At 59.0% G+C, this 20822-nt stretch carries 18 protein-coding genes and 2 pseudogenes; 10 read left to right on the forward strand and 10 right to left on the reverse strand.

Annotated features, from left to right (window positions below):
• Nucleotides 1-1317, forward strand: a pseudogene (locus tag AC1RO0_RS28265) (hypothetical protein); the annotation flags it as partial.
• A 135-nt stretch (nt 1318-1452) separates the two neighbouring features.
• Here AC1RO0_RS28265 and AC1RO0_RS28270 read toward each other — a convergent pair.
• Nucleotides 1453-2169, reverse strand: a pseudogene (locus AC1RO0_RS28270) (IS6 family transposase).
• Nucleotides 2170-2537: 368 nt separating this feature from the next.
• Between AC1RO0_RS28270 and AC1RO0_RS28275 the strand changes: the two are divergent.
• Entirely contained in the window at nt 2538-3617 is a 1080-nt protein-coding gene (locus AC1RO0_RS28275) for a LacI family DNA-binding transcriptional regulator (RefSeq protein ID WP_498595870.1), read from the forward strand.
• Nucleotides 3618-3687: 70 nt separating this feature from the next.
• Here AC1RO0_RS28275 and AC1RO0_RS28280 read toward each other — a convergent pair whose 3' ends face one another.
• Nucleotides 3688-3939, reverse strand: a complete 252-nt coding sequence (locus tag AC1RO0_RS28280) for a DUF1127 domain-containing protein (protein ID WP_498595871.1) — start codon at nt 3937-3939, stop codon at nt 3688-3690.
• Nucleotides 3940-4456: 517 nt separating this feature from the next.
• Here AC1RO0_RS28280 and AC1RO0_RS28285 point away from each other — a divergent pair.
• Nucleotides 4457-5347: a DUF6528 family protein gene (locus AC1RO0_RS28285; protein ID WP_498595872.1), complete on the forward strand. Its 891-nt coding sequence runs from the start codon at nt 4457-4459 to the stop codon at nt 5345-5347.
• Between the two features lie 25 nt (nt 5348-5372).
• Here the strand turns inward: AC1RO0_RS28285 and AC1RO0_RS28290 are convergent, their stop codons facing one another.
• A complete protein-coding gene (locus AC1RO0_RS28290) occupies nt 5373-6623 on the reverse strand; it encodes a D-amino acid dehydrogenase (protein WP_498595873.1) in 1251 nt (416 codons plus the stop codon).
• A 28-nt stretch (nt 6624-6651) separates the two neighbouring features.
• Nucleotides 6652-7785, reverse strand: a complete 1134-nt coding sequence (gene alr / locus AC1RO0_RS28295) for an alanine racemase (protein ID WP_498595874.1) — start codon at nt 7783-7785, stop codon at nt 6652-6654.
• A gap of 133 nt (nt 7786-7918) precedes the next feature.
• Between alr and AC1RO0_RS28300 the strand changes: the two genes are divergently transcribed.
• A complete protein-coding gene (locus AC1RO0_RS28300) occupies nt 7919-8383 on the forward strand; it encodes an Lrp/AsnC family transcriptional regulator (protein ID WP_153368418.1) in 465 nt (154 codons plus the stop codon).
• A gap of 149 nt (nt 8384-8532) precedes the next feature.
• Here the strand turns inward: AC1RO0_RS28300 and aptA are convergent, their stop codons facing one another.
• Nucleotides 8533-9867: an omega-aminotransferase AptA gene (gene aptA / locus AC1RO0_RS28305; protein ID WP_498595875.1), complete on the reverse strand. Its 1335-nt coding sequence runs from the start codon at nt 9865-9867 to the stop codon at nt 8533-8535.
• 146 nt (nt 9868-10013) lie between these two features.
• Here aptA and AC1RO0_RS28310 point away from each other — a divergent pair, with 146 nt between their 5' ends.
• Nucleotides 10014-10562, forward strand: a complete 549-nt coding sequence (locus AC1RO0_RS28310; RefSeq protein WP_007698406.1) for a cupin domain-containing protein — start codon at nt 10014-10016, stop codon at nt 10560-10562.
• A gap of 94 nt (nt 10563-10656) precedes the next feature.
• On the opposite strand, the gene AC1RO0_RS28315 is transcribed toward AC1RO0_RS28310, so the two are convergent.
• From AC1RO0_RS28315 to AC1RO0_RS28330, 4 genes are all read right to left on the reverse strand, one after another.
• The gene (locus AC1RO0_RS28315; RefSeq protein WP_498595876.1) at nt 10657-11736 is read right to left on the reverse strand and encodes a porin; all 1080 of its coding nucleotides are present in this window, start codon (nt 11734-11736) and stop codon (nt 10657-10659) included.
• A gap of 603 nt (nt 11737-12339) precedes the next feature.
• On the reverse strand, nt 12340-13875 hold the full coding sequence (locus AC1RO0_RS28320; protein ID WP_498595877.1) for an ArnT family glycosyltransferase: 1536 nt from the start codon (nt 13873-13875) through the stop codon (nt 12340-12342).
• 100 nt (nt 13876-13975) lie between these two features.
• Entirely contained in the window at nt 13976-14953 is a 978-nt protein-coding gene (locus tag AC1RO0_RS28325) for a glycosyltransferase (protein WP_498595878.1), read from the reverse strand.
• A gap of 193 nt (nt 14954-15146) precedes the next feature.
• Nucleotides 15147-15587, reverse strand: a complete 441-nt coding sequence (locus AC1RO0_RS28330; protein ID WP_498595879.1) for an SDR family NAD(P)-dependent oxidoreductase — start codon at nt 15585-15587, stop codon at nt 15147-15149.
• 3 nt (nt 15588-15590) lie between these two features.
• Here AC1RO0_RS28330 and AC1RO0_RS28335 point away from each other — a divergent pair, with 3 nt between their 5' ends.
• The 5 genes from AC1RO0_RS28335 to AC1RO0_RS28355 all read left to right on the forward strand — a co-directional run bounded on the left by AC1RO0_RS28335 (nt 15591) and on the right by AC1RO0_RS28355 (nt 20135).
• Nucleotides 15591-16280, forward strand: a complete 690-nt coding sequence (locus AC1RO0_RS28335; RefSeq protein WP_498595880.1) for a LysR substrate-binding domain-containing protein — start codon at nt 15591-15593, stop codon at nt 16278-16280.
• Nucleotides 16281-16670: 390 nt separating this feature from the next.
• Nucleotides 16671-17600: a metal ABC transporter substrate-binding protein gene (locus AC1RO0_RS28340; protein ID WP_498595881.1), complete on the forward strand. Its 930-nt coding sequence runs from the start codon at nt 16671-16673 to the stop codon at nt 17598-17600.
• A complete protein-coding gene (locus AC1RO0_RS28345; RefSeq protein WP_498595882.1) occupies nt 17597-18436 on the forward strand; it encodes a manganese/iron ABC transporter ATP-binding protein in 840 nt (279 codons plus the stop codon). Before AC1RO0_RS28340 ends, AC1RO0_RS28345 begins: the two co-directional genes overlap by 4 nt.
• Nucleotides 18433-19293 carry a metal ABC transporter permease gene (locus tag AC1RO0_RS28350; RefSeq protein ID WP_498595957.1) on the forward strand — a complete coding sequence of 287 codons (861 nt, stop codon included), beginning with the start codon at nt 18433-18435 and terminating at the stop codon, nt 19291-19293. Before AC1RO0_RS28345 ends, AC1RO0_RS28350 begins: the two co-directional genes overlap by 4 nt.
• Entirely contained in the window at nt 19290-20135 is an 846-nt protein-coding gene (locus tag AC1RO0_RS28355) for a metal ABC transporter permease (RefSeq protein ID WP_498595883.1), read from the forward strand. The genes AC1RO0_RS28350 and AC1RO0_RS28355 overlap by 4 nt, the downstream gene beginning before the upstream one ends.
• A 35-nt stretch (nt 20136-20170) precedes the next feature.
• On the opposite strand, the gene AC1RO0_RS28360 is transcribed toward AC1RO0_RS28355, so the two are convergent.
• Nucleotides 20171-20620, reverse strand: coding sequence for a Fur family transcriptional regulator (locus AC1RO0_RS28360; protein ID WP_498595884.1), 450 nt, complete (start codon nt 20618-20620; stop codon nt 20171-20173).
• Nucleotides 20621-20822 lie beyond the last annotated feature (202 nt).

Here is a 20822-nt window from a genome sequence, read left to right on the forward strand (position 1 = left end):
GGCACCGGCCTGGCCGGCAAGGGGATCGCCGCCAACGGCTCCGAGGGCGGGCGCTTCTTCGCAGGCAGCGGCGGCGACGCCTGGATCGCCGAGCGCATGTTCGGCACCAAGGACAATGGCTGGAGCAAGGCCATACAGGGTCTCGACCTGTCCTATATCGACAGCGAGTATCTCACATCGAGCCTCAAGAAGATGGGGCTTTCCATGTCGGGCCTGATGAAGACGCTGATGCCGGGCACGGATGTGGTTGATCCGATCATCATCGACGGCAAGACGGCCGAGGAAGCGGTCAAGAAGATCATCGCCCCAAGCCTGGATGCGCTGGCGGAAACCCTGTTCAAGGGCAATGCCGAAGCCATGGCACAATACAAGACCAATTTCACGACGATTTTCGCGGCCCTCTGGGCGACGATGCGTCCAGGCGGCAGCATCGAGACCATCAAGGCCGAACTTGGCAATCTGATCGACAAGACCGCCACCTCGACGCCGGCAGGGGTCGATCCAGTCAAATACAAGGCCGCATTATCCTCCGGCGTGATGTCGGTGCTCAATGCCTCCCGCTCCATCTATGCGGGACTTAACATGACCAACTCGACCTGGGACAGCGTCGGCATCGTCGTTCTGCATGCCCTTGGCGCATTGCTCCACATGAGCAATGCGCTAGGCTCAGCGATCAAGGCCTCTAATTTTTCGCTGCTGGACGGCATCGGCTCGCTAGCCGGCTTTTCCGATGAACTGGCGCGGGCACAGCGCAGTGTGCTCTCCGCCTTCTTCAAGAATACCGGGACGACCGTTGGCGCCATTGCCGGCGTCGGCTGGCTTCCGGTGGAATATTACCAATTCCTCCAAGGGCTTACGAGCGGCAAGGGCGACCCGGTTGATCTCGTCTTCATGGGGATTGGAACCGCAGCGGATACGGTTGGCGCAATAGAAGGCTTGGCCGGCGTTGCCAACATGCTGGTGAATTCCACCTTTCTCGGACGCACAGGCGCAACGGTAGCCTTGGTCTCCGGCGGCTTCTCGCTCGCCTTCGCGGTCGCAGGTGCGGTGTCCTGGGCGGCCTGGTCGGGCTTGACCATCTACCAGAGCATCAAGCAGGAAAAAGCCTTCCACAAGCAGACCGGTATGATGGACGACATGCTCAAGCGCACGGTCAACGACACGGTCGGCATCTATGCCAAGACCGGGCCGATCGTCGGCGCCAAGGGCGGTGTCAACCCCGCGCCGCGCCCCCCGGAACAGCGCGAGATGACTCCTGAAAACTGGGACGCAATCATCTCCAGTATCGAGAAGCGTCGCGGCACGCAGGTTACCTGAGGCAGCCCCTCGCTGCCGGAGCACAGCAGTTGAATGATACTAGCAGACATGTGAAGATCATGGTCAACAGCACCGGCCATGTGAGCACTGTAAACTTAACGCTCTGAAAACAAGATCTTGGAGTGAGACCTTGGTTCACGCGGTGTGAAGACGTGCGATTTGGCGCCAAGTACCCAAGGCTGCCGCTCGCAGTTCGCGATGGTGGGCAGATGGAATATCGTGGCGGGAAACGTGAAAGAGGTTGACGATCGGGTCGTGGATGGAAACGAAAAGCTGAAGCTGTCGCGCTGATTTAAAGCGCTTCATGATCCTCTCCCGTCGTCGGATCGGCTGATGAGAGTTTTCCGCCGGATTGTTCAGGCCTTTGTGCGAGCGGTGTTCGACACCGGGCATGATATCGCGTTTTGCTGCGCCATAGGACCGGAGCTTGTCGGTGATCATCACACGCGGCGAACGGCTTTGCCCTTTGAGAGGCTTTCGCACCAAACGTTTTGCAGCCTTGGCATTGCGACGGCTTTGCACCAGCACATCGAGAACAAAGCCGTTCTGATCAACGTCGCGCCAAAGCCAGTGTTTCTTTCCACCGACGGTGATGACAACCTCATCGGGGTGCCATTTGTCGCCGAAGCTGCCGGCTGATCACTTCCGGATATCATTGGCAAAGTGCCTGCCGAACTTCCCAACCCAGAGCCGCAAGGTCTGGTGAGAGACGATGACGCCACGAGCTGCCAGCATATCCTCGACCATCCGCAGGCTGAGCGAAAACCGGAAATAGAGCCAAACGGCCTGGGCGATCACCTCCGCAGGAAATCGGTGGCGACGATAAAGAGGATCACGGATAAATCTGGTCATCCCACCAGATCCCACATTTTGATCGATGCGCGGTTAACGTTGCGATGCCGCTGTCGGCTATTGTGATCAGAACGGACCTCCGCTACCACGGGCACCGGTATTCAGTGTGAGTTTTGAAAGCAGAAACAAACAGAAAAGTGGTTTCGTTGCCAGACGTAATATTGGAAGAACAGCGACAGGCTTTGGCAACTTCTGCGTAATGCATATTCCGTGGTGTCCTGGTGGTGTCTCGGGTGCAAATCATCCGTTCATCCTATTTAGATATTGCTATAACATATTGAATATCATAGGAAAAAATACTGCATTTAAGGAGGTTACAGTCTCGTTCTTATCCTTCAATAGGGCAGGCATCGGGGAGAAAGTAAAAAATGAAAAATAACAAGGATATCCCCGTGGAGGAGCAATCAGGACCCTTGATGGCCGACGTTGCGCGATTGGCCGGGGTGGCGATCTCGACGGTCAGCCGCGCGCTCGCCAATCCGGGGCGGGTAAACGAGAAGACGCGCCTCAAGATCGATGCCGCCGCCAAGCAGCTGGGCTATACGCCGAACGCCATGGCCCGCAGCCTGAGGGTCGGCAAGTCCAACATCATCATGATCATCCTGCCGGGGTCGCTCTATTACGGCGTATCGCAGATCATTCCGCAGGTTCTGCAAAGTATCAATAAGGCCCTGATCCAGAACGGCTACCATCTGATGATCGCCAACCTCGATCGTGACGAGATGTCGGAGCGTCACATCCTGGATCTGGCATTTAGCGGCACCGTTCGCGGCGCCATCATCCTGTCGTCAAAGCTGCCGGAGGTGGACGGGCGGTCTCTTGCCAATGCCGGTCTGCCGATCGTCTCAATGCTGCTCGATATGAGCGAGGCCGGCCTGCCGAGCGTCGTCACGAACGATCGCGAAGCGGTGCGTGAGGTGACGGCTGAGCTGATCCGCCTGGGCCATCGACGCTTTCTCTACATAGCCGGTCCGGAGGGGAATTATCATGACGTGGAACGCTATGCCGGTGTGCTCGAGGCTTTTCGTGCGGCGGGACTTACCGAAGAGGCGGTGACGCGATCGGGCGGTCAGCTCGGCTACCAGGAGGGTTTCGAGATCGGCGTTCAGGCGGCTGCCGACTTCGCGCGCTTGGCGGATAGGCCGACGGCGGTGATTGCAACCAGCGACGACATGGCCATTTCGTTCATCAGCCGCGTGCAGGGGGTGGGCCTGAATGTTCCTGGCGATCTCTCCATTGTCTCGTTCGATGGTTCGCCGGTCTGTGCATTCTCCTCGCCACCGCTATCGACGATCGAGCAGCCGGTGGACGAGATGGGGCAGGCCGCCGTCGATATGCTGATGGAGCGTATCGATGCGACGGACAAAGGCATGGCGCCGCGCCATGTCATCCCGAGCAAACTCATTCGACGGGGGAGCTTCGCTCTCGCTCCGTCGAATTCTGGTTGAGATCCCGCCATATCAGGAAGACGTTGGAGCGGTCTTTGAAACCAGCTCCAACGCTTTTTGCACCGGCGATCTAGCCGAAGGGTCGGATATTCCGAAACAGGAAATTGGGTTGTGCAAACATATCTTCCTTTTCCGGCAGGCCGATATCCCGCAGCTGGTAGTTTGAAAGCTCCGAGATATGCGTGTGCGTTTGATGCCGTCTCCAGGCTACGAGCAACAGCGCACGCGCGGTCCTCCAGGCACCGAATTTTTGGCACAGTTCGTCAACTGCCGAACTCAAGGAGTCGGCAACCAGTAATTGTGAATCTGTCATCTTCATCATCCCGGCGTCTTCCAGACGACCGGGTCCTCTCGCGGGGCGACAAGGCTGACGGATGCGGACGCAAGAATGCGTACGCCCGCTCGATCAGCCGGTCACATCAGTTTCTATGGAAAACGCCAAAAAGGCAGAAAATCTAGGCTACTAGCGCCGAAGATAGCGATGATGCAGTGGTCGGACCAAAGTCATCGCGAACATTCCGCCAGAGGCGCATGTAAATACGGGTGCAATTTGCATTTAACGCCTCCTATGTTTGATTTGCGGATGGCGGTAATGATACGCAACAATGAAGCATAGACAAGCCCGCAATTTCGAATTGCACGCATAACATGCGGTCTGTTGCTGAACGGCAACACTGCTTTCGCTGTGCCTCAATCGGCATTTAAGACGACATCGAGATCCCGGCGAAGCGAAGGGTTGCCGTGAACTTAATCCACTCGAGCTGACATACAGGTGTCAAACTCGGTGATGTATGGGTCGCGCGGCCGCGCCTCGCGGATGATCTGATTGGAAGCCATGAATGACCAAACCCTTCACGATAATGCTCACTGCCGCAATCGTCGCATTCGCTGCGGCGCAGCCGACGCTAGCAGCCGACCGGCTCTATGCATGCGGTGACGATCAGATCCGTGAGTACCGGATCGAGGGCGGGGCTGCCACGGAGACCTGGCGTTGGCGCGCCGCCGATGCCAACGACCTTCCCGAGGCCTATCGCCTCAAACTTCTCCGGCACATTGACGATTGCAAGCCCGTCGATGACGGCCGTTCGATCCTGGCGACGGCGTCGACCGGTGGGGCGGTGCTGATTGACCGCGAGACCGGTCGTGTCTCGTTCCACGCCAAGACACCGATGGCGCATTCGGCCGATCTTCTGCCTGGCGGCTGGGTCGCTGTGGCGCTGTCCATCCATGCGGAAGGCGACCGGCTCGAAATCTACGGCCGCGACCGCAGCGAGGCGCCGCTGCTCAACCTGCCGCTTCCTTCCGGCCATGGTGCGGTCTGGGACGCGGTGCGTGCACGGTTGTTCGTTCTGTCGCACGATCTGATCCAGGCCTATAAGATCGAAGGGACTGAGGCTATGCCGACGCTCACCGAGACGGCGCGATGGACACTTCCCGGTCGTCATGACGGACACGACCTGTCGAGCAGGCCGGGCGGCGGCTATTTCGTGACCACGGATGACGGCGTCTGGACCTTCGATCCGGATGCCGGCAGCTTTTTGCCCTTTTCCGCGCTCAATCCCAAACTACAAGTCAAGGCGGTGAGCGCCCTGGGCGACCGGCTTGCCTGGGTGCAGGCTGAGGAAAGCTGGTGGGCGAACGGCTTCACCGTTGCCGGGGCCGATGGCAGCGATCAGAAACGCATCCCGATCGAAGGCATGCATCTCTACAAGGTTCGCTGGATCCGGTGACGCCGCGCCGGATCTCGGGATGTTGTTATCCGTAGCGCGCGACTGACAGGTCGGCGGTATCGATATCGGCCTTGCGTCCGCTGACGAGATCGCTGATCACGCGTGCCGAGCCGCAGCTCATGGTCCAGCCGAGTGTGCCATGGCCTGTGTTGAGGAAGAGGCCGCGGATTTTCGTCGCGCCGATGACCGGGGTTCCGTCTGGCGTCATCGGGCGCAGGCCGGACCAGAAGGCCGCCTTGCTGACGTCACCGCCGGGGAACAGATCCATGACGGAATGTTCGAGGGTGTTGCGGCGCGCAAGCCCGAGGTCGTTGGTATAGCCGGAGATTTCCGCCATGCCGCCGACGCGAATACGGTCCCCAAGACGGGTAATCGCGATCTTGTAGGTCTCGTCCATCACGGTCGATTCGGGGGCGAGCGCCGGATCGACGATCGGGATCGTCAGCGAATAGCCCTTTACAGGATAGACGGGTAGCCCGATGCCGACCTGCTTGAGGAGGAGCGGCGAATAGCTACCCAAGGCGACGACAACAGCATCGGATAGTATCGATCCTTGATCGGTAACGACACCGCGTATCTGGCCGCCCTCGACCTGAAGTGTCTTGATCGTGTGTCCGTAGAGGAACTGGACGCCGAGCTCCACGGCCTTTGCCGCTAAGGCATTGGTGAACTTGAAGCAGTCGCCGGTTTCGTCCTTCGGGGTCAGCAGGCCGCCGACGATCTTGTGGCGGGCGCGGCTGAGCGCGGGCTCGACACGGATGCATCCGTCGCGATCGAGAACCTCGTAAGGAACGCCGTCAGCGGCCAGCGCCTTCACATCCTTTGCCGAGGCATCGAGCTGCTGTTGGGTTCTGAAGAGCTGCAAAGTGCCCTGCATTCGTTCGTCATAGGCTATGCCGGTTTCGGTTCTGACGTCGGCGAGCGCAATCCGGCTGTAGTCGGCAAGTCGCAGCATCCGGCTCTTGTTGACCGCGTAACGCTCCGAGGTGCAGTTCGATAGCATCTTGACGAGCCAAGACAGCATTGCCGTGTCGATCTTCGGGCGCAGGATCAGGGGAGCGTGCTTCATGAAGAGCCACTTCAGCGCCTTTTGCGGGATCCCCGGGGCGGCCCAGGGCGAGCAATAGCCGAAGGAAACCTCGCCGGCATTTGCGAAGCTGGTTTCAAGCGCAGGTCCTGCCTGCCGGTCGACGACCGTGACCTCGTGTCCCGCCTTGGCAAGCTGATAGGCGGTCGTGACGCCGATAACCCCGGCGCCGAGAATGGTGACTTTCATGGTGTCCTCGATAATGGCGGTGAGAGCGTCAGAGATAGTCGCGGTGGTAGCGGTGGCCGAGGCCGGTCAGGATCTCATACGAGATGGTTCCAGCCGATTTGGCAAGGTCTTCCAGCGTCTGGTGCGGCCCAATTACCTCCACGAGGCTGCCGAGCGTAAGCGTGCCCGGCGGCAGGGCTGTGACATCGACCGTAATGCTGTCCATGGAAACGCGGCCGACGATGGGCAATCGCACGCCGTCGTAGTAGACCGCGCCCCGATCACCGAGGCAGCGCGGAAGTCCGTCCGCATAGCCGGCGGCAAGTGTGGCGAGGCGCATCTCCGCTTTTGCCGCATGGGTGCCGCCATATCCGATGAGGGTTCCCGGCGGCACGGTTCTCGTCTGCACGACGGCGACGTCAAGACGAACGACCGGCCGCATGGGATTGGACTTGCCCGCCGCCAGTGCACCGCCATAGACCGCGATGCCTGCCCGGGTGAGGACGCCGTGATAATCTGGCCCGAGGAATACGCCGCCGGAATTGGCGAAGCTCACGCTGAACTGGGGAAATTCGGCGGCGATCTTTTGCATCTCGGCGAGTTGCTGGGCATTCTGCCCGTTGTCCGTCTCGTCGGCGGAGGCCAGATGGCTCATGATGAAGAGGATCTCGACAGCGCCGGTGTGTGCAAGTTCCGTGGAGAACGTCGCCCGGTCTTCCGGCGGGATCCCCAGCCTCGACATTCCCGTGTCGAATTGCAGGACCGCCGGCAGGATACGACCCTGTGCCAGCGCGGTGGATTTCCACCGCTTGTATTGCTCCATCGAGTTCAGCACCGGAATGATCCCGGCCTCCGCGCAGGCGATCTCGGCGCCCGGCTGCAGGCCGTTCAGCACGTAAATGCGGCTGTCGGCTTCAAGCTGCTGCCGTAAACCCTCTGCTTCCCCGAATTGGGCGACGAAAAAATCGCGACATCCAGAGCGATACAATGCCGGAGCCACTCGATCCGCACCGAGCCCGTAGGCATCGGCCTTGACCACGGCGGCGGCTTTTACCGGCGCCACGGTGGCTGCGATCGCTTCATAGTTCCCGCTTATCGCAGCGAGGTCGATCGTCAGATAGCCCGTTGCCCCGGCTTGCCTTTGCCGTGCCGGAGCAGGGCTCATTCTCGCGACGCCATCCATGGCAAACCAAACCCCTCTTTATTATTCAGAGCAGGATATTGAAATGATCGATGAATTTCTCTTTGATTGCTGCTTGATTATTCGATGAATGCATGATTTTCAGAATAATCAGCGATAAATTGAAAGAATGTGCATGTCGGGAATTGATGCGATCGACCGGAACATCATTCGGCTGCTCCGGCTGAATGCGCGCATGAGCAATGCGAAGCTTGCGGCCGAGGTGGGGCTGTCGCCTTCCGCCTGCCTGAGGCGCATCAATCTTCTGGAAAAGGCCGGCGTGATCCGTGGCTATACGGCGCTGATCGACAGCGTTTCAGGCGAGAGCGCCATCGCTGTGATCATCAACATCACGCTGGAGCGGCAGACCGAGGATCATCTCAATCGCTTCGAGGCGGCCGTTCGAAAACACCCGGAAATCCAGGAGTGCTTCCTGATGACGGGCGGGTCGGATTATCTTTTGAAGGTGGAGGTTGCCGGTGCCGGTGAGTTCGAGCGGATCCACAAGGAGATCCTGTCGACCTTGCCGGGCGTGCTGCGGATCCATTCGAGCTTTTCGATCAGAAACGTGCTTGCAACCCGGGCAAAGGGACGCCGCTGAAGGGGGCTTCGCGCCTTTTGCGAAAGACGAAAAAGCCCGGCATCGGTGACGCCGGGCGAGGTACAGGCCAGCTGTCCGGCCTGGGGGAATCTATATCGAAGATTGCAGGCGCAGATTATGCCGGCAATCTTCAGGGTCGATCGAACGGCCTATGCCGCGCGCTTCAGCGCATCGCCAAGGATCGAGACGATCTTGCCGATCTCGTTCTTCTCGATGATCAGCGGCGGCGACAGGGCGATGACGTCGCCAGTGACCCGGATCAGCAGGCCCTTCTGGAAGCAGTCGACGAAGATGTCGTAGGCGCGCGCGCCGGGCGCGCCGTCGCGCGAGGCAAGCTCGATAGCGCCGACGATGCCCAAGTTACGGATGTCGATGACGTTGGGCAGGCCATTCAGCGAGTGAAGCGCGTCCTGCCAGGTCTCGGCCAGTTCGGCACCGCGGGTCAACAGGCCCTCTTCCTGATAGATTTCCAGGGTGGCAATACCGGCGGCGCAGGCGACGGGGTGGCCGGAATAGGTGTAGCCGTGGAAGAGCTCGATCTGGTTTTCCGGACCGGTCATCAGGCCATCATGCACCTTGCGGCTTGCAAAAACAGCGCCCATCGGGATTGCGCCGTTGGTGATGCCCTTGGCGGTGGTAACGAGGTCGGGCACGACGCCGAAATAATCGGTGGCAAACGGCGTGCCCAGGCGACCGAAGCCGGTGATGACTTCGTCGAAGATCAAGAGGATGCCGTATTTGTCGGCAATGGCGCGCAGGCGCTCCAGATAGCCCTTCGGCGGCATGATGACACCGGCGGAACCGGACATCGGTTCGACGATCACGGCGGCGATCGTTTCCGCGCCGTGCAGCGCCACCAGGCGCTCGAGATCCTCGGCGAGCTCGATGCCGTGCTGCGGCAGGCCCTTGGAGAAGGCATTGCGCTCGACGTCGAGCGTGTGGCGCATATGGTCGGCGGGGATCTGCGGGAAGACGCGGCGGTTGTTGACAAGGCCACCGACGGAAATGCCACCGAAGCCGACGCCATGATAGCCCTTCTCACGGCCGATAATGCGTGACCGGGTGCCCTGGCCGATCGCCCGCTGATAGGCGATGGCGATCTTGAGGGCGGTGTCGACGGATTCGGAGCCGGATCCGGTGAAGAATACGCGGTCGAGCTTCGCAGCTGGTCCGCCTGGCGCGATCGCTGCCAGCTTTTCCGCAAACTCGAATGCAATCGGATGGCCCATCTGGAACGTCGGAGCGAAGTCGAGAGTGCGCAGCTGCCGTTCGACTGCCTGGGTGATACGCTCCCGGCCATGGCCAACGTTGACGCACCAGAGACCGGCTGTCCCGTCGAGAACCTTATTGCCGTCCACGTCGGTGTAATACATGCCCTCTGCCGAGGCCAGCAGGCGAGGAGCCGTCTTGAACTGGCGGTTTGCGGTAAACGGCATCCAGAAGTTTTCGAGGCTGGGGCTGTTCGGCTTGCTGATCTGATCCATGGCTCTCTCCATTGAGGTGATACATCAAATCAGGCATTTTCCGTTTCCGAACAAGTCCTTTTCTCACTCTTGCTAACCCATTGAAAAATAGAATACGAATTGCATGATATTTCCATATATCGAACAACTGAAAACATGAGGAATCCATGTCCGTCGATATTGGCAACCGGCTGCGGCATCTGCGTCTTGCGCATAATCTGTCCCAGCGCGAACTTGCGAAGCGCGCGGGCGTGACGAACTCGACGATTTCGCTGATCGAGTCGAACTCCGCCAATCCATCGGTGGGTGCTCTGAAGCGCATCCTTGACGGCATTCCGATAGGGCTTGCGGAATTCTTCGCGTTCGAGCCTGAGAAATCCCGCAGGGCTTTCTACGCGGCCGAAGAGCTTGTCGAAATTGGCAAGGGGCCGATCTCCTATCGCCAGATCGGCGACAACCTGTTTGGCCGCAGCCTTCAGATCCTGAAGGAATGCTATCAGCCGGGATCAGACACCGGCAAGGTGCCGCTCGTCCATGAAGGCGAGGAGGGAGGGATCGTGCTGTCGGGGCGGCTCGAGGTGACGGTGGACGAGGAGCGGCGGATCCTTGGGCCGGGAGATGCCTATTATTTCGAGAGCCGACGACCGCATCGCTTCCGGTGTGTTGGGCCGGTCCCGTGCGAGGTCATCAGCGCCTGTACGCCGCCAAGCTTCTAGGCCGTGTAAAGAAACACATCTGGTCATAAATAGAAAAAGACCCGGCAGGGAACCGGGTCTTCCTCTTCTCTGATCGGAGGTCAATCAAATCAGATTAGAAGCTGCGCTCGAAACGGAGGATACCAGCCCACTGATCTTCGTTGATCGAATCCCAGTTGGTGTAGGAGACTTCCGGCTCGATCAGGAGGTTCTTGACCGGGTTGAACTTGACGTTCGTGGTCGCGGCAAAAACCTTCGAGTCGGTATAGGCGAGCTGGAGGTTCCACTTCAGCTTTTCGTTGATCGGAACGCCAACGCCGCCCCAGACGGCCCAGTCGCCCCAGCCGATACCAGAAACACTACCCGCGCCAGCATACTTGTTCAGCTTGCTGCCATCGGTGTTGTAGCCGCCCATGACGAAGGCAGAGAGAACACCGAAGTCGGCGTCGACACGAGCCTTGACAGCGCCTTCTTCGACGATGGAGTCATAACCGCCGACGACCTTGAAGGACCATGCGCCAGCCTTGTAGCCAACACCGGCGACAACGTCAGGAGCGTAATGATCGGAGCTGTCTTCGCCGTTGGAGCCCGTTACAGCAATAGTGTTGCCAGCGCTGTCCTTGGTGAAGCCCGAATTGGTGTCTTCGAGCGAGATGACAGCCGTAAAGCCGTTGCCGGCGTCGTAGTTGTAGGTGATCTGGTTGAGTTCGTACGGGCCGTCATAGACAACGTCGTCGTTGATGACGTCGCCGGCGTAGCCGGTGAAGACGTTGTACTGCGAGTCTTCCTTACCGATGGTGAAGCCGCCGAGGCTGATGCTGCCATGCAGGAAATTGGTAGACGTCGAACCGCCTTCCTGCCAATCCCAACGCAGTTCGGTGTTGGTCTTCAGCGGGCCATATTCGGTATCGGTCGCCGTCTGCAGCTGCAGCTCAGCACGGGTGTGCCAGAGTGTGCCGACGCGAGTGTCCGGGCTGTAAGCATCGTACCACTTGCCTTCGGTACGAACCTTGCCGCCGATCTTGAGGCAGGTTTCGCTGCCCGGAATGAAGAAGTAACCGGCGCCGTATGCGTCGCAGATGCGAACGTATTCCAGCGGCTCCGGCTCAGCAGCAACGATAGCGTCAGCGGCGTGAGCACCGGATACTGCTGCAAGCGCAGCAGCGGAGCCGAGAAGAAGGCTCTTGATGTTCATTTTAATTCCAATCCACTAAGTCGAACTGAGAAATCGCGCACGAACGATGTCCGCCGTGCCTCACTCCCCATTTCGAACGTTTCCCCTTTTAGAAGCCATCTGACTTCTCGGAAAAGAGCTAACAGGAACGGAAAAGAGTGAGAACGGCCTCAGTGGATATAAATGGAAATCCCGATAATGAGACGGAGTTGTTGTTGTACAAAAGCAACAAAAAAGGCGTAATTAAAAACGTCTAGCAACATACAGAAATAAAATACACTAAATGATTTATACAGAGAATACTTATTCAATTAATAAATCCGGAATCATTTGATTGTAAGTGAAAATTACTATTAAAGCAAGCTTGTATTACTATTAACACGCTAATTGTCTTTTGCGTCGCCTATCTAGCCTCGGATCTGAGCCGGCCGACACGAAACGAGCTAGAGCGTGACGTTCTCAACGATGCCGACCGGGCGGCGCGGAACATTGATCATCAGTCATCCAGAAGGAGCCGCGATCAGCCAATGGAGGAGATGGCGCTTCGAGTCTCGCCAGTCCGCTCGACCGCAAGTATTATTCCAGATGATCCAGACGTTGGCCGTCCATCCCCCGGCGCCTATACTAGAGATGTCGGAAAAGACGATAGTTCGACAGCTTCGCATCGACCTCATAATAGTCGGTCGAAGAGGGAGTAGGGCAGTCCTGGCTCACCAAGAGAAGGGATGCGTCATCCGCCGTCGACAGCTCGTCGTTTTTCTCTAGGCTGATGTGATAATAGCGTTCGAGATAGGCATGGAGTTGCCAATCTTCCCCACCGCTGCCGCAGGCAGTGACAATTCGCTGACAGTGGCCAGCGGTCGGGCAGATATGTTCCGCGATCTTTTGTGCGTCCTCGATCTTGATCCTGTCCGAGCCCGGTTTTCCAATAGCGAGAGCCACCGAGAGGGTGGCGGCGACCAGACCGGCAAGCAGCGCGAGATTCAGCCGCCGAAGCCAGCCCTCGTTGAGCGAGCGGATCTGAGACTGCAATGCAGGGGCCGAGATCATTGCCGCCGCTGCGGCGAAATAGAGGATCGAAGGGTTGAAATAGAAACTGTTAAGGCGGGGACTGACGAGAAGCGGCAATGAGGCCGAGAGGCCGATGGTGAAAAGGAAGGCGGCATTGCGGTATCGTTGCCGGTGCAGCTTCGGCGAGATGCATCCTGTTGTCGGGCTCCCGCGTCTGCCGTACAGGCGGGCCGAGAGGATGAGCGCCGCAAGAAGCAGCGGAAAGAAATTGACCCGGAAAAGCGACCAGAGCCCATGCACTCCGCCGCTTGTACCGCCGCGATCGCCGGTGAGGCTGGCGAAGAGCTGATAGTGCAGATAGCGATCGGCATATGCGCGTGCCTCGGGATCGAGCAAGAGCAAGGCCAACATGCCGGCCGCGACTGCGACTACAATCGCCGTATCGACGGCGGCGGTCCTGACCGACGGACGACCGAAGCAGATGCTGAAAAGCATGGGAGCGGCGAGCGGGAACAGGCCGACCGGCCCCTTCGTCATGATTGCCAGGAATGTCAGAACGCCTGCTCCGACCATATAGGGCAGCCTCGACGCAAACTTCGAAGCGCTGGGCGAGCTATAGGGCTCGACGACGAGCCAGATCGCGGCCGAGGTGAACACGATCAAGGTGTTTTCGAGCATATTGTTGGCATATGCCCAGCTCAGGCGTCCCGCAATCAGGCTGAAGATGAGAGCAAGGACCCCGGCGCCATGCAGCGTCGGATCCTTCTCGGTCAACCGGCGCCATATGCCGAGCATGATCAGGCCGCTGAGCAGTGCGGTGAGCAGGGAATAACCCTTCTCGACCCAGGCCGTGTCGCCGAATGCACGGAACGCGACAGCCTGGAGCCACATGGTAAGAGGAGGATGTTCAGTGAAGAGCGGAAACAGGGTTTGCGAAAAGGCGGGCCGCCACGGCGATCCGATGCCGTCGGCCATGTTGCGCGCCACGCTCGCGTAGATAAGCCCGTCGAAGAACATGGTCCGCGTGACGATCGGGTGCAGAAGCTTCAGGCAGAGAATGATGGCCAGGATTTTCCACAATATGCCGACACCGGACGTTTGTTCGGAGGGCGGCGCTAGGACTTCCTGTGTCGGTGATCCGGTGCTCATTTCCATACGAGGTGCTTGACCACGACAAATTTCCAGATCGTGTCGATGGCGATGCCGGCAAGCGTGGCCAGCAGGACAACATGCACGATACGCTCATAGGTTATGGCAGCCGCCGAGACACATTGGCGAGGATGCCGACCGAGGAGATGAGCAGAAATTTGACGTACCCGTAAAATTGCGCCCGGCCCCGCAGGCGCTTGTCGCGAAACGTCAGGAAGTTGTTGAGTAGGAAATTGCTGCTGGCCGCCACGAGAGCGGCGGCGACCTGTGCCGCGGTGAACGGCAAGCCACACATCAGGGCACAGTATAGGACGCTCAGATGCACGAGAACGCCCGAGGCGCCGACACAGAGGAATGAAATGAGGTTTGCCGGGAGAATGCCACCCGTCATCTTGCTCATCAGGAAGGTTGCAAACCGCCATAGCACGCAGGCATCGAGCTTGGATTCGCCATTCATCCTGACGCCGAAGTCAAAGGGCACCTCGGCATGCCGGAGCGATTTCTTCGAGTGAAGGATATCGAGTAGCAGCTTGAAGCCGGGATCGCCAAGACGAGGCGCAATTTCCAGGAAGGCATCGCGGCGGATGACGAAGAAGCCTGTCAGGGGATCGCTCATGCGCCGACCGATGACGAAGCTGCTCAACGCATTACCACAGTCTGAGATTCGGCGCCGCAAGGCAGACAGGGCGGCTGGGTTCACACCCTCATCCAACCGTCGTGCCGCGCTGACAACGTCCAGCCGACCGTTTTGCAGTCGTTGCAGCAGCTGCGGAACGACGGCCGGATCGTGCTGCCCGTCGCCGTCCATGATGCATAGCAGATGTCCCTTGGCCGAAAGCATCCCCTGGATGCTTGATTTGGCCAATCCGCGATCGGCCAATCGAAGGATCACGCGGATGCGGGGATCCTGCTGAGAGAGCGTATAGGCTGCGGAAGCGGTTCCGTCCGAGGAGTTGTCATCGACGAAGATCAACTCCCAATCGAAGCTGGAAAGCGCGGTTTTGATCCGCTCCAGAAAGGGAACGATGTTGTCGATCTCGTTGTATGTCGGAACAACGATGGAGAGAGTTTGATGCAAATCTGCACTTCCGGAAATATAATTCGAGGTTCGTCGATCGACATTTCTGGAATGAAGACCATGATCCTGTTTTAGACCGTGCAGTGCGTCTGAATATTTCCGGCGGTGTCCGAAGTAAGAAGAATTCTGGGATTTTTGTTTCCGAATGGATGACGTCCAAGTCTATTTCCATTGGGGCAGGGACCTCACCATTTCACCAGGGAACGGTGCGGCCGAGGTAGTCGAGATATTCCAGACCCGGTTTTCCCTGCTTGGTGAGAAGAACGTTCACCAGGCTCGGAATGCTCTCCTCGATGGTAAGCCGTGCATCCGGTCCGCCCATCTCGGTGCGGACCCAGCCGGGCGCCATTATCACCATGGCGCGCGATGTCCCGGAGTGGCGGGCTGCGAAGCTCCGCATGAACATGTTGAGGGCGACTTTGCTGCCGCGATATACCTCACGTTGGCCGGTCTCGTTGTTGGAGATGCTGCCTTGCCCGGATGACATCACGCCTATCAGGCCGGTCGCCGGGACGTATCGCTCCAGGCTCTCGACAACACGCATCGGGCTCAGCGAATTTGTGACCATGACCCTTATGAACTCGTCGGTCGTCACGTCCGCGATCGTGTCCATGACCTGACGCGGGACGCGCAAGCGGTGCTCCGGCCACAGATCAAGCAGGTCGATGTTACGTCGCTCGAACAGACATTCACCATACGGGTTAGCGAAGCATTCCTGGAATTTCTGTCTGGCCCTGTCGTGGCGGCTGTCATGCAAGCAGCGCCGCGCATCTGCCTTCGTTTTGCTCCCAAGCCCGACAAGGATGCGCGACCGCTGAGGGAAGGGCTGATCGATCTGGAGATCGGCGTGCTTGGAACATCCGCGCCGGAGATACGCACCCAATTGCTGTTTTATGACAGGCTTATCGGCGTCGCTCGGCTTGGGCATCCCCTTCTGGGAAGCGCGGTGGTAACGGCTCAGAGATACGCGGCCTGCGATCATGTCGTGGCGTCCAAGGAAGGGGATGCGATCGAGCCGATCGATATCGCCCTGGAGAGACTCGGGCTTCAACGGACAATAAGGGTTGTCGTGCCCGGATATCCGGATGCGATGCGGATCGTGCGCCAATCGGATCTGATCGCGCTCGTGCCGCGTTCGTGCTTTGTCAACAGCTTGACGACCGATCACGCCGCCACGTCGGGTCTTGCGACCTTCGAACCTCCGGTCTCCACGCCGGAGTTCAAGGTGTCGGCAATATGGCATCCCCGAATGGATGCGGACCCGGCACATCGCTGGCTGCGCGACATGGTGATGTCCGTGTGCCGGGCAGCCTATCCGCGCCGATAAGGTTACGTCGAGGTTGAGAACCTCACCTTTTGTGGCGTGCTCTCGTCTCGGGTCGCGTTCACCGCCAGCAACCGTACGGGGTCTATCGCGCTTATTTCGCCAGAAAGTTTGCGAGCACTTATTGCAATTCAGTCGCAATTGCATAATTAATAACGTGTGGGGTATGAAGGACAATTTTGCAAATGAGTTGCATTTGCAAAATTACGACCAGGTGTTGCGAATAATTCGCAATAGGGGCGGGGCTGATCCGGCAAGTGATTCAAACTTCACCGGCTGCGGATGCCTGCAGCGGAACGGTATTGCGCGCTCTTGAGGTCCGACGGGCAGGCCTGGCTGTCGGGGTGAGGCGAATGTTCAGGTCAGAGCAAAGAAAGAAGGAGAGGCAATTTCATGTTTGATCGCGCCCGACGCAGGGTCCTTGTGGGATTAGCAGGTTTCGCGGTACTCGGCTTGATGGCCGGCGGTGCGGCCGCCGAGGAGGCCGCCAGTCAGAAATTCAAGGCGGTGACGACCTTCACTGTCATCGCCGACATGGCGAAGAATGTGGCAGGCGATGCCGCGATCGTCGAATCGATCACTAAGCCCGGCGCCGAAATCCATGAGTATCAGCCGACGCCCGGCGACATTCAGCGGGCGCAGGGTGCCCAGCTTCTCTTCTCGAACGGCCTCAACCTCGAGCTCTGGTTTCAGAAGTTCTATCAGCACCTAAAGGACGTTCCCGATGTCGTGGTCTCGACCGGCATCGAGCCGATGGGTATCACGGAAGGCCCTTATAACGGCAAGCCCAATCCGCATGCCTGGATGTCGCCGAAGAATGCGATCGTCTATGTCGACAACATCCGCGATGCCTTCGTCAAATATGATCCGAAGAATGCCGAGATCTACAAGGCCAATGCGGAGGCCTACAAAACGAAGATCGAGGCGACCATCGCGCCGATCCGCGAGAAACTTGACACCATTCCGGAAAACAAGCGCTGGCTGGTTTCGAGCGAAGGCGCCTTTTCTTATCTGGCCCGCGATTTCGGTCTGAAGGAACTCTATCTCTGGCCGATCAATGCCGATCAGCAGGGCACCCCGCAGCAGGTGCGCAAGGTGGTTGATGCCGTCCGCGCCAACAAGATCAGCGCGGTCTTCAGCGAAAGCACTATCTCCGACAAGCCGGCCCGGCAGGTCGCACGCGAGACCGGCACCCATTATGGCGGCGTGCTCTATGTCGACTCGTTGAGCGAGGCCGATGGCCCAGTGCCGACCTATGTCGACCTCCTGCGCGTTACCTCCGATACCGTGGCGAAGGGTCTGGCTGAGGGTCTTTCGCAATGAATGCGGTCGTCACCCGCATCTCCCCCGCACCTGCGGATGCGGGGGACGGCATTTTCGTGAAGGATGCCACCGTCACCTATCGCAATGGCCACACGGCGCTGCGCGATGCCAGCTTCAAGGTGCCGGCGGGCACCATCACGGCGCTGGTCGGCGTCAATGGCTCCGGCAAGTCGACGCTCTTTAAGGCGATCATGGGTTTCGTGCGCCTGGCAAAGGGCGAGATCTCGATCTTGGGATTGCCGGTCAAACAGGCGCTGCGGCAAAATCTGGTCGCCTATGTGCCGCAGGCGGAAGAGGTCGATTGGAACTTCCCGGTCCTGGTCGAGGATGTCGTCATGATGGGCCGCTACGGCCATATGGGCATGATGCGGATTGCAAAGGTGGCCGATCATGAAGCCGTATCCAGGGCACTGGCGCGCGTCGACATGAGCGAGTTCCGCAAGCGCCAGATCGGCGAATTGTCCGGCGGGCAGAAGAAGCGCGTTTTCCTGGCCCGAGCTCTGGCGCAGGACAGCCGCGTCATCCTGCTCGACGAGCCCTTTACCGGCGTCGACGTCAAGACCGAGGAGGCCATTGTCAAATTGCTGCGTTCGTTGCGCGACGATGGCCGAGTGATGCTGGTCTCGACGCATAATCTTGGTTCCGTGCCGGAGTTCTGCGATCGCACCGTGCTCATCAAGGGCACCGTGGTCGCCTATGGACCGACCGGCGAGACCTTCACGCAAGAGAACCTCGAAAAGACCTTCGGCGGCGTGCTTCGTCATTTCGTGCTCAACGGCCCGGCCGGCAAGCCACCGGCGCATGCCGCCGCAAACGAACACGGAGAGCATGTCTGATGGCCCCCCTTCTGGAACCCTTCGGCTATAATTACATGCTCAACGCCATGTGGGTTTCGGCGCTTGTGGGTGCGGTCTGCGCGTTTCTCTCCTGCTTCCTGATGCTGAAGGGCTGGTCGCTGATTGGCGATGCGCTGTCTCACTCCATCGTGCCGGGCGTTGCCGGCGCCTATATGCTCGGACTTCCCTTCTCGATCGGCGCCTTCTTCTCCGGCGGGCTTGCGGCGGCGGCCATGCTGTTCCTGAACCAGCGTACGAAACTGAAAGAGGACGCCATTATCGGGCTGATCTTCTCCTCCTTTTTCGGTCTCGGCCTGTTCATCGTTTCGTTGAAACCCGCAGCGGTGAATATTCAGACCATCGTGCTCGGCAATATCCTCGCCATCACGCCGGAAGACACGCTTCAGCTCGCCATTATCGGCTTCGTCTCGCTCGCCATCCTGTTGGTGAAGTGGAAGGATCTGATGGTGACCTTCTTCGACGAGACCCATGCCCGGTCGATCGGTCTTAATCCGACAGCACTCAAGATCCTGTTCTTCACGCTGCTCTCGGCTTCGACGGTCGCGGCACTCCAGACCGTCGGCGCCTTTCTCGTCATCTGCATGGTGGTGACACCCGGAGCGACGGCCTATCTGCTGACGGACCGCTTCCCGCGTCTGCTCGTCATTGCGGTCACGATCGGCGCCGTGACCAGCTTCGTCGGCGCCTATGCGAGCTATTTCCTCGACGGTGCCACCGGCGGCATCATTATCGTGCTCCAGACGCTGGTCTTCCTCGTCGCCTTCTTCCTCGCGCCGAAGCACGGCATGCTGGCGGCCCGGCGCAGGGCGGCGGAAGGGAGGGAGGTGACACCATGAATGCTCTATCCATCCTGCTGGCGCCGTTCCAGTTCGACTTCATGGTCAACGCCTTGATCATCTCGGTGCTGATTGCGGTGCCGACGGCGTTGCTGTCCTGCTTCCTGGTGCTCAAGGGCTGGGCTCTCATGGGGGATGCCATGAGCCATGCGGTGTTTCCGGGCGTGGTCATCGCCTATATCGTCGGCTTTCCCTTGGCGGTCGGCGCTTTTGCCGCGGGCATGGTCTGTGCGCTTGCCACCGGCTTCCTCAAAGACAACAGCCGCATCAAGCAGGATACGGTGATGGGTATCGTCTTCTCGGGCATGTTCGGGTTCGGACTGGTCCTCTATGTGAAAATCCAGTCGGAGGTGCATCTCGACCATATCCTGTTCGGCGACATGCTTGGCATTGGATGGCAGGACATTGTGCAGACTGCGGCCATTGCCGTGCTGGCGGCGGGCGTCATTGCGGTCAAGTGGCGCGACCTGCTGCTGCATGCCTTTGATCCGGCTCAGGCAAGGGCTGTCGGTTTGAAGGTCAACCTGCTGCATTATGGTCTGCTCTGCCTGCTGTCGCTGACGATCGTGGCGACGCTGCAGTCGGTCGGCATCATTCTCGCCATCTCCCTGCTGATCGCGCCGGGTGCCATCGCCTATCTGCTGGCGCGCAAATTCAGCATCATGCTCGTGTTGTCAGTGGTGATTGCGGTGACGGCGGCATTTTCCGGTGTCTATCTGTCCTTCTTCATCGACAGTGCGCCTGCGCCCACCATCGTGCTGCTGCTCGCCATCACTTTCGTCGGCGCCTTCCTCTATGCCTCTCGCAAGGCGGTGCGGACGGAATCGCAAGAAATGGCATAGGGAGATTTTAGCGGAGGTGCCTCGGAGACGGTTTACTAGACCGTCTCCTTGCCCTTCCTCGGCGAGCGCTTCTTGTCGATCGGCTTGACGTAGATTTCCAGCCGGTGGCTGACGATCGTGAAGCCGTGCTGGCGGGCGATCTCTTCCTGCAGCCGCTCGATCTCGTCGGAGCGGAATTCGATCACATCGCCGGTTTCGACGTTGATCAGATGGTCATGGTGCTCCTGATCGGCGCTCTCGAAGCGCGCCCGGCCATCACCGAAGGTATGCTTTTCCAGCACGCCCTTTTCCTGCAGCAAATTGACGGTGCGATAGACGGTGGCGATCGCAATGCCCGGATCAATCTCGCTGACGCGCCGATGCAGTTCCACCGCGTCGGGATGATCCGATGACGCCGACAGAACCTGCATGATGATCTTCCGCGGCCCGGTCAGCCGGAGCCCGTTTTCCTTGCAGAGTGCCGCTATATCTTTCTTGAAGTGCATGAGTATGTCGGCCGGATCAGGTTCGATTGGGGGTGAACCGCTCTATCCCAATTGCGTTGCATTTGCAAAACGACAATGGGACGAGGTGAAAATGGTCGGGTTTGGCCCGCCCTTGCCATACTTTTCGGAGTATCTGCATCCGGAGCGAACCAGTCATTTGAAGCTCTTCGCATGCCAGATCAATATTCCCCGGGTGCCGCTA

The organism is Rhizobium sp. GW821-FHT14E12 (genome assembly GCF_058803745.1).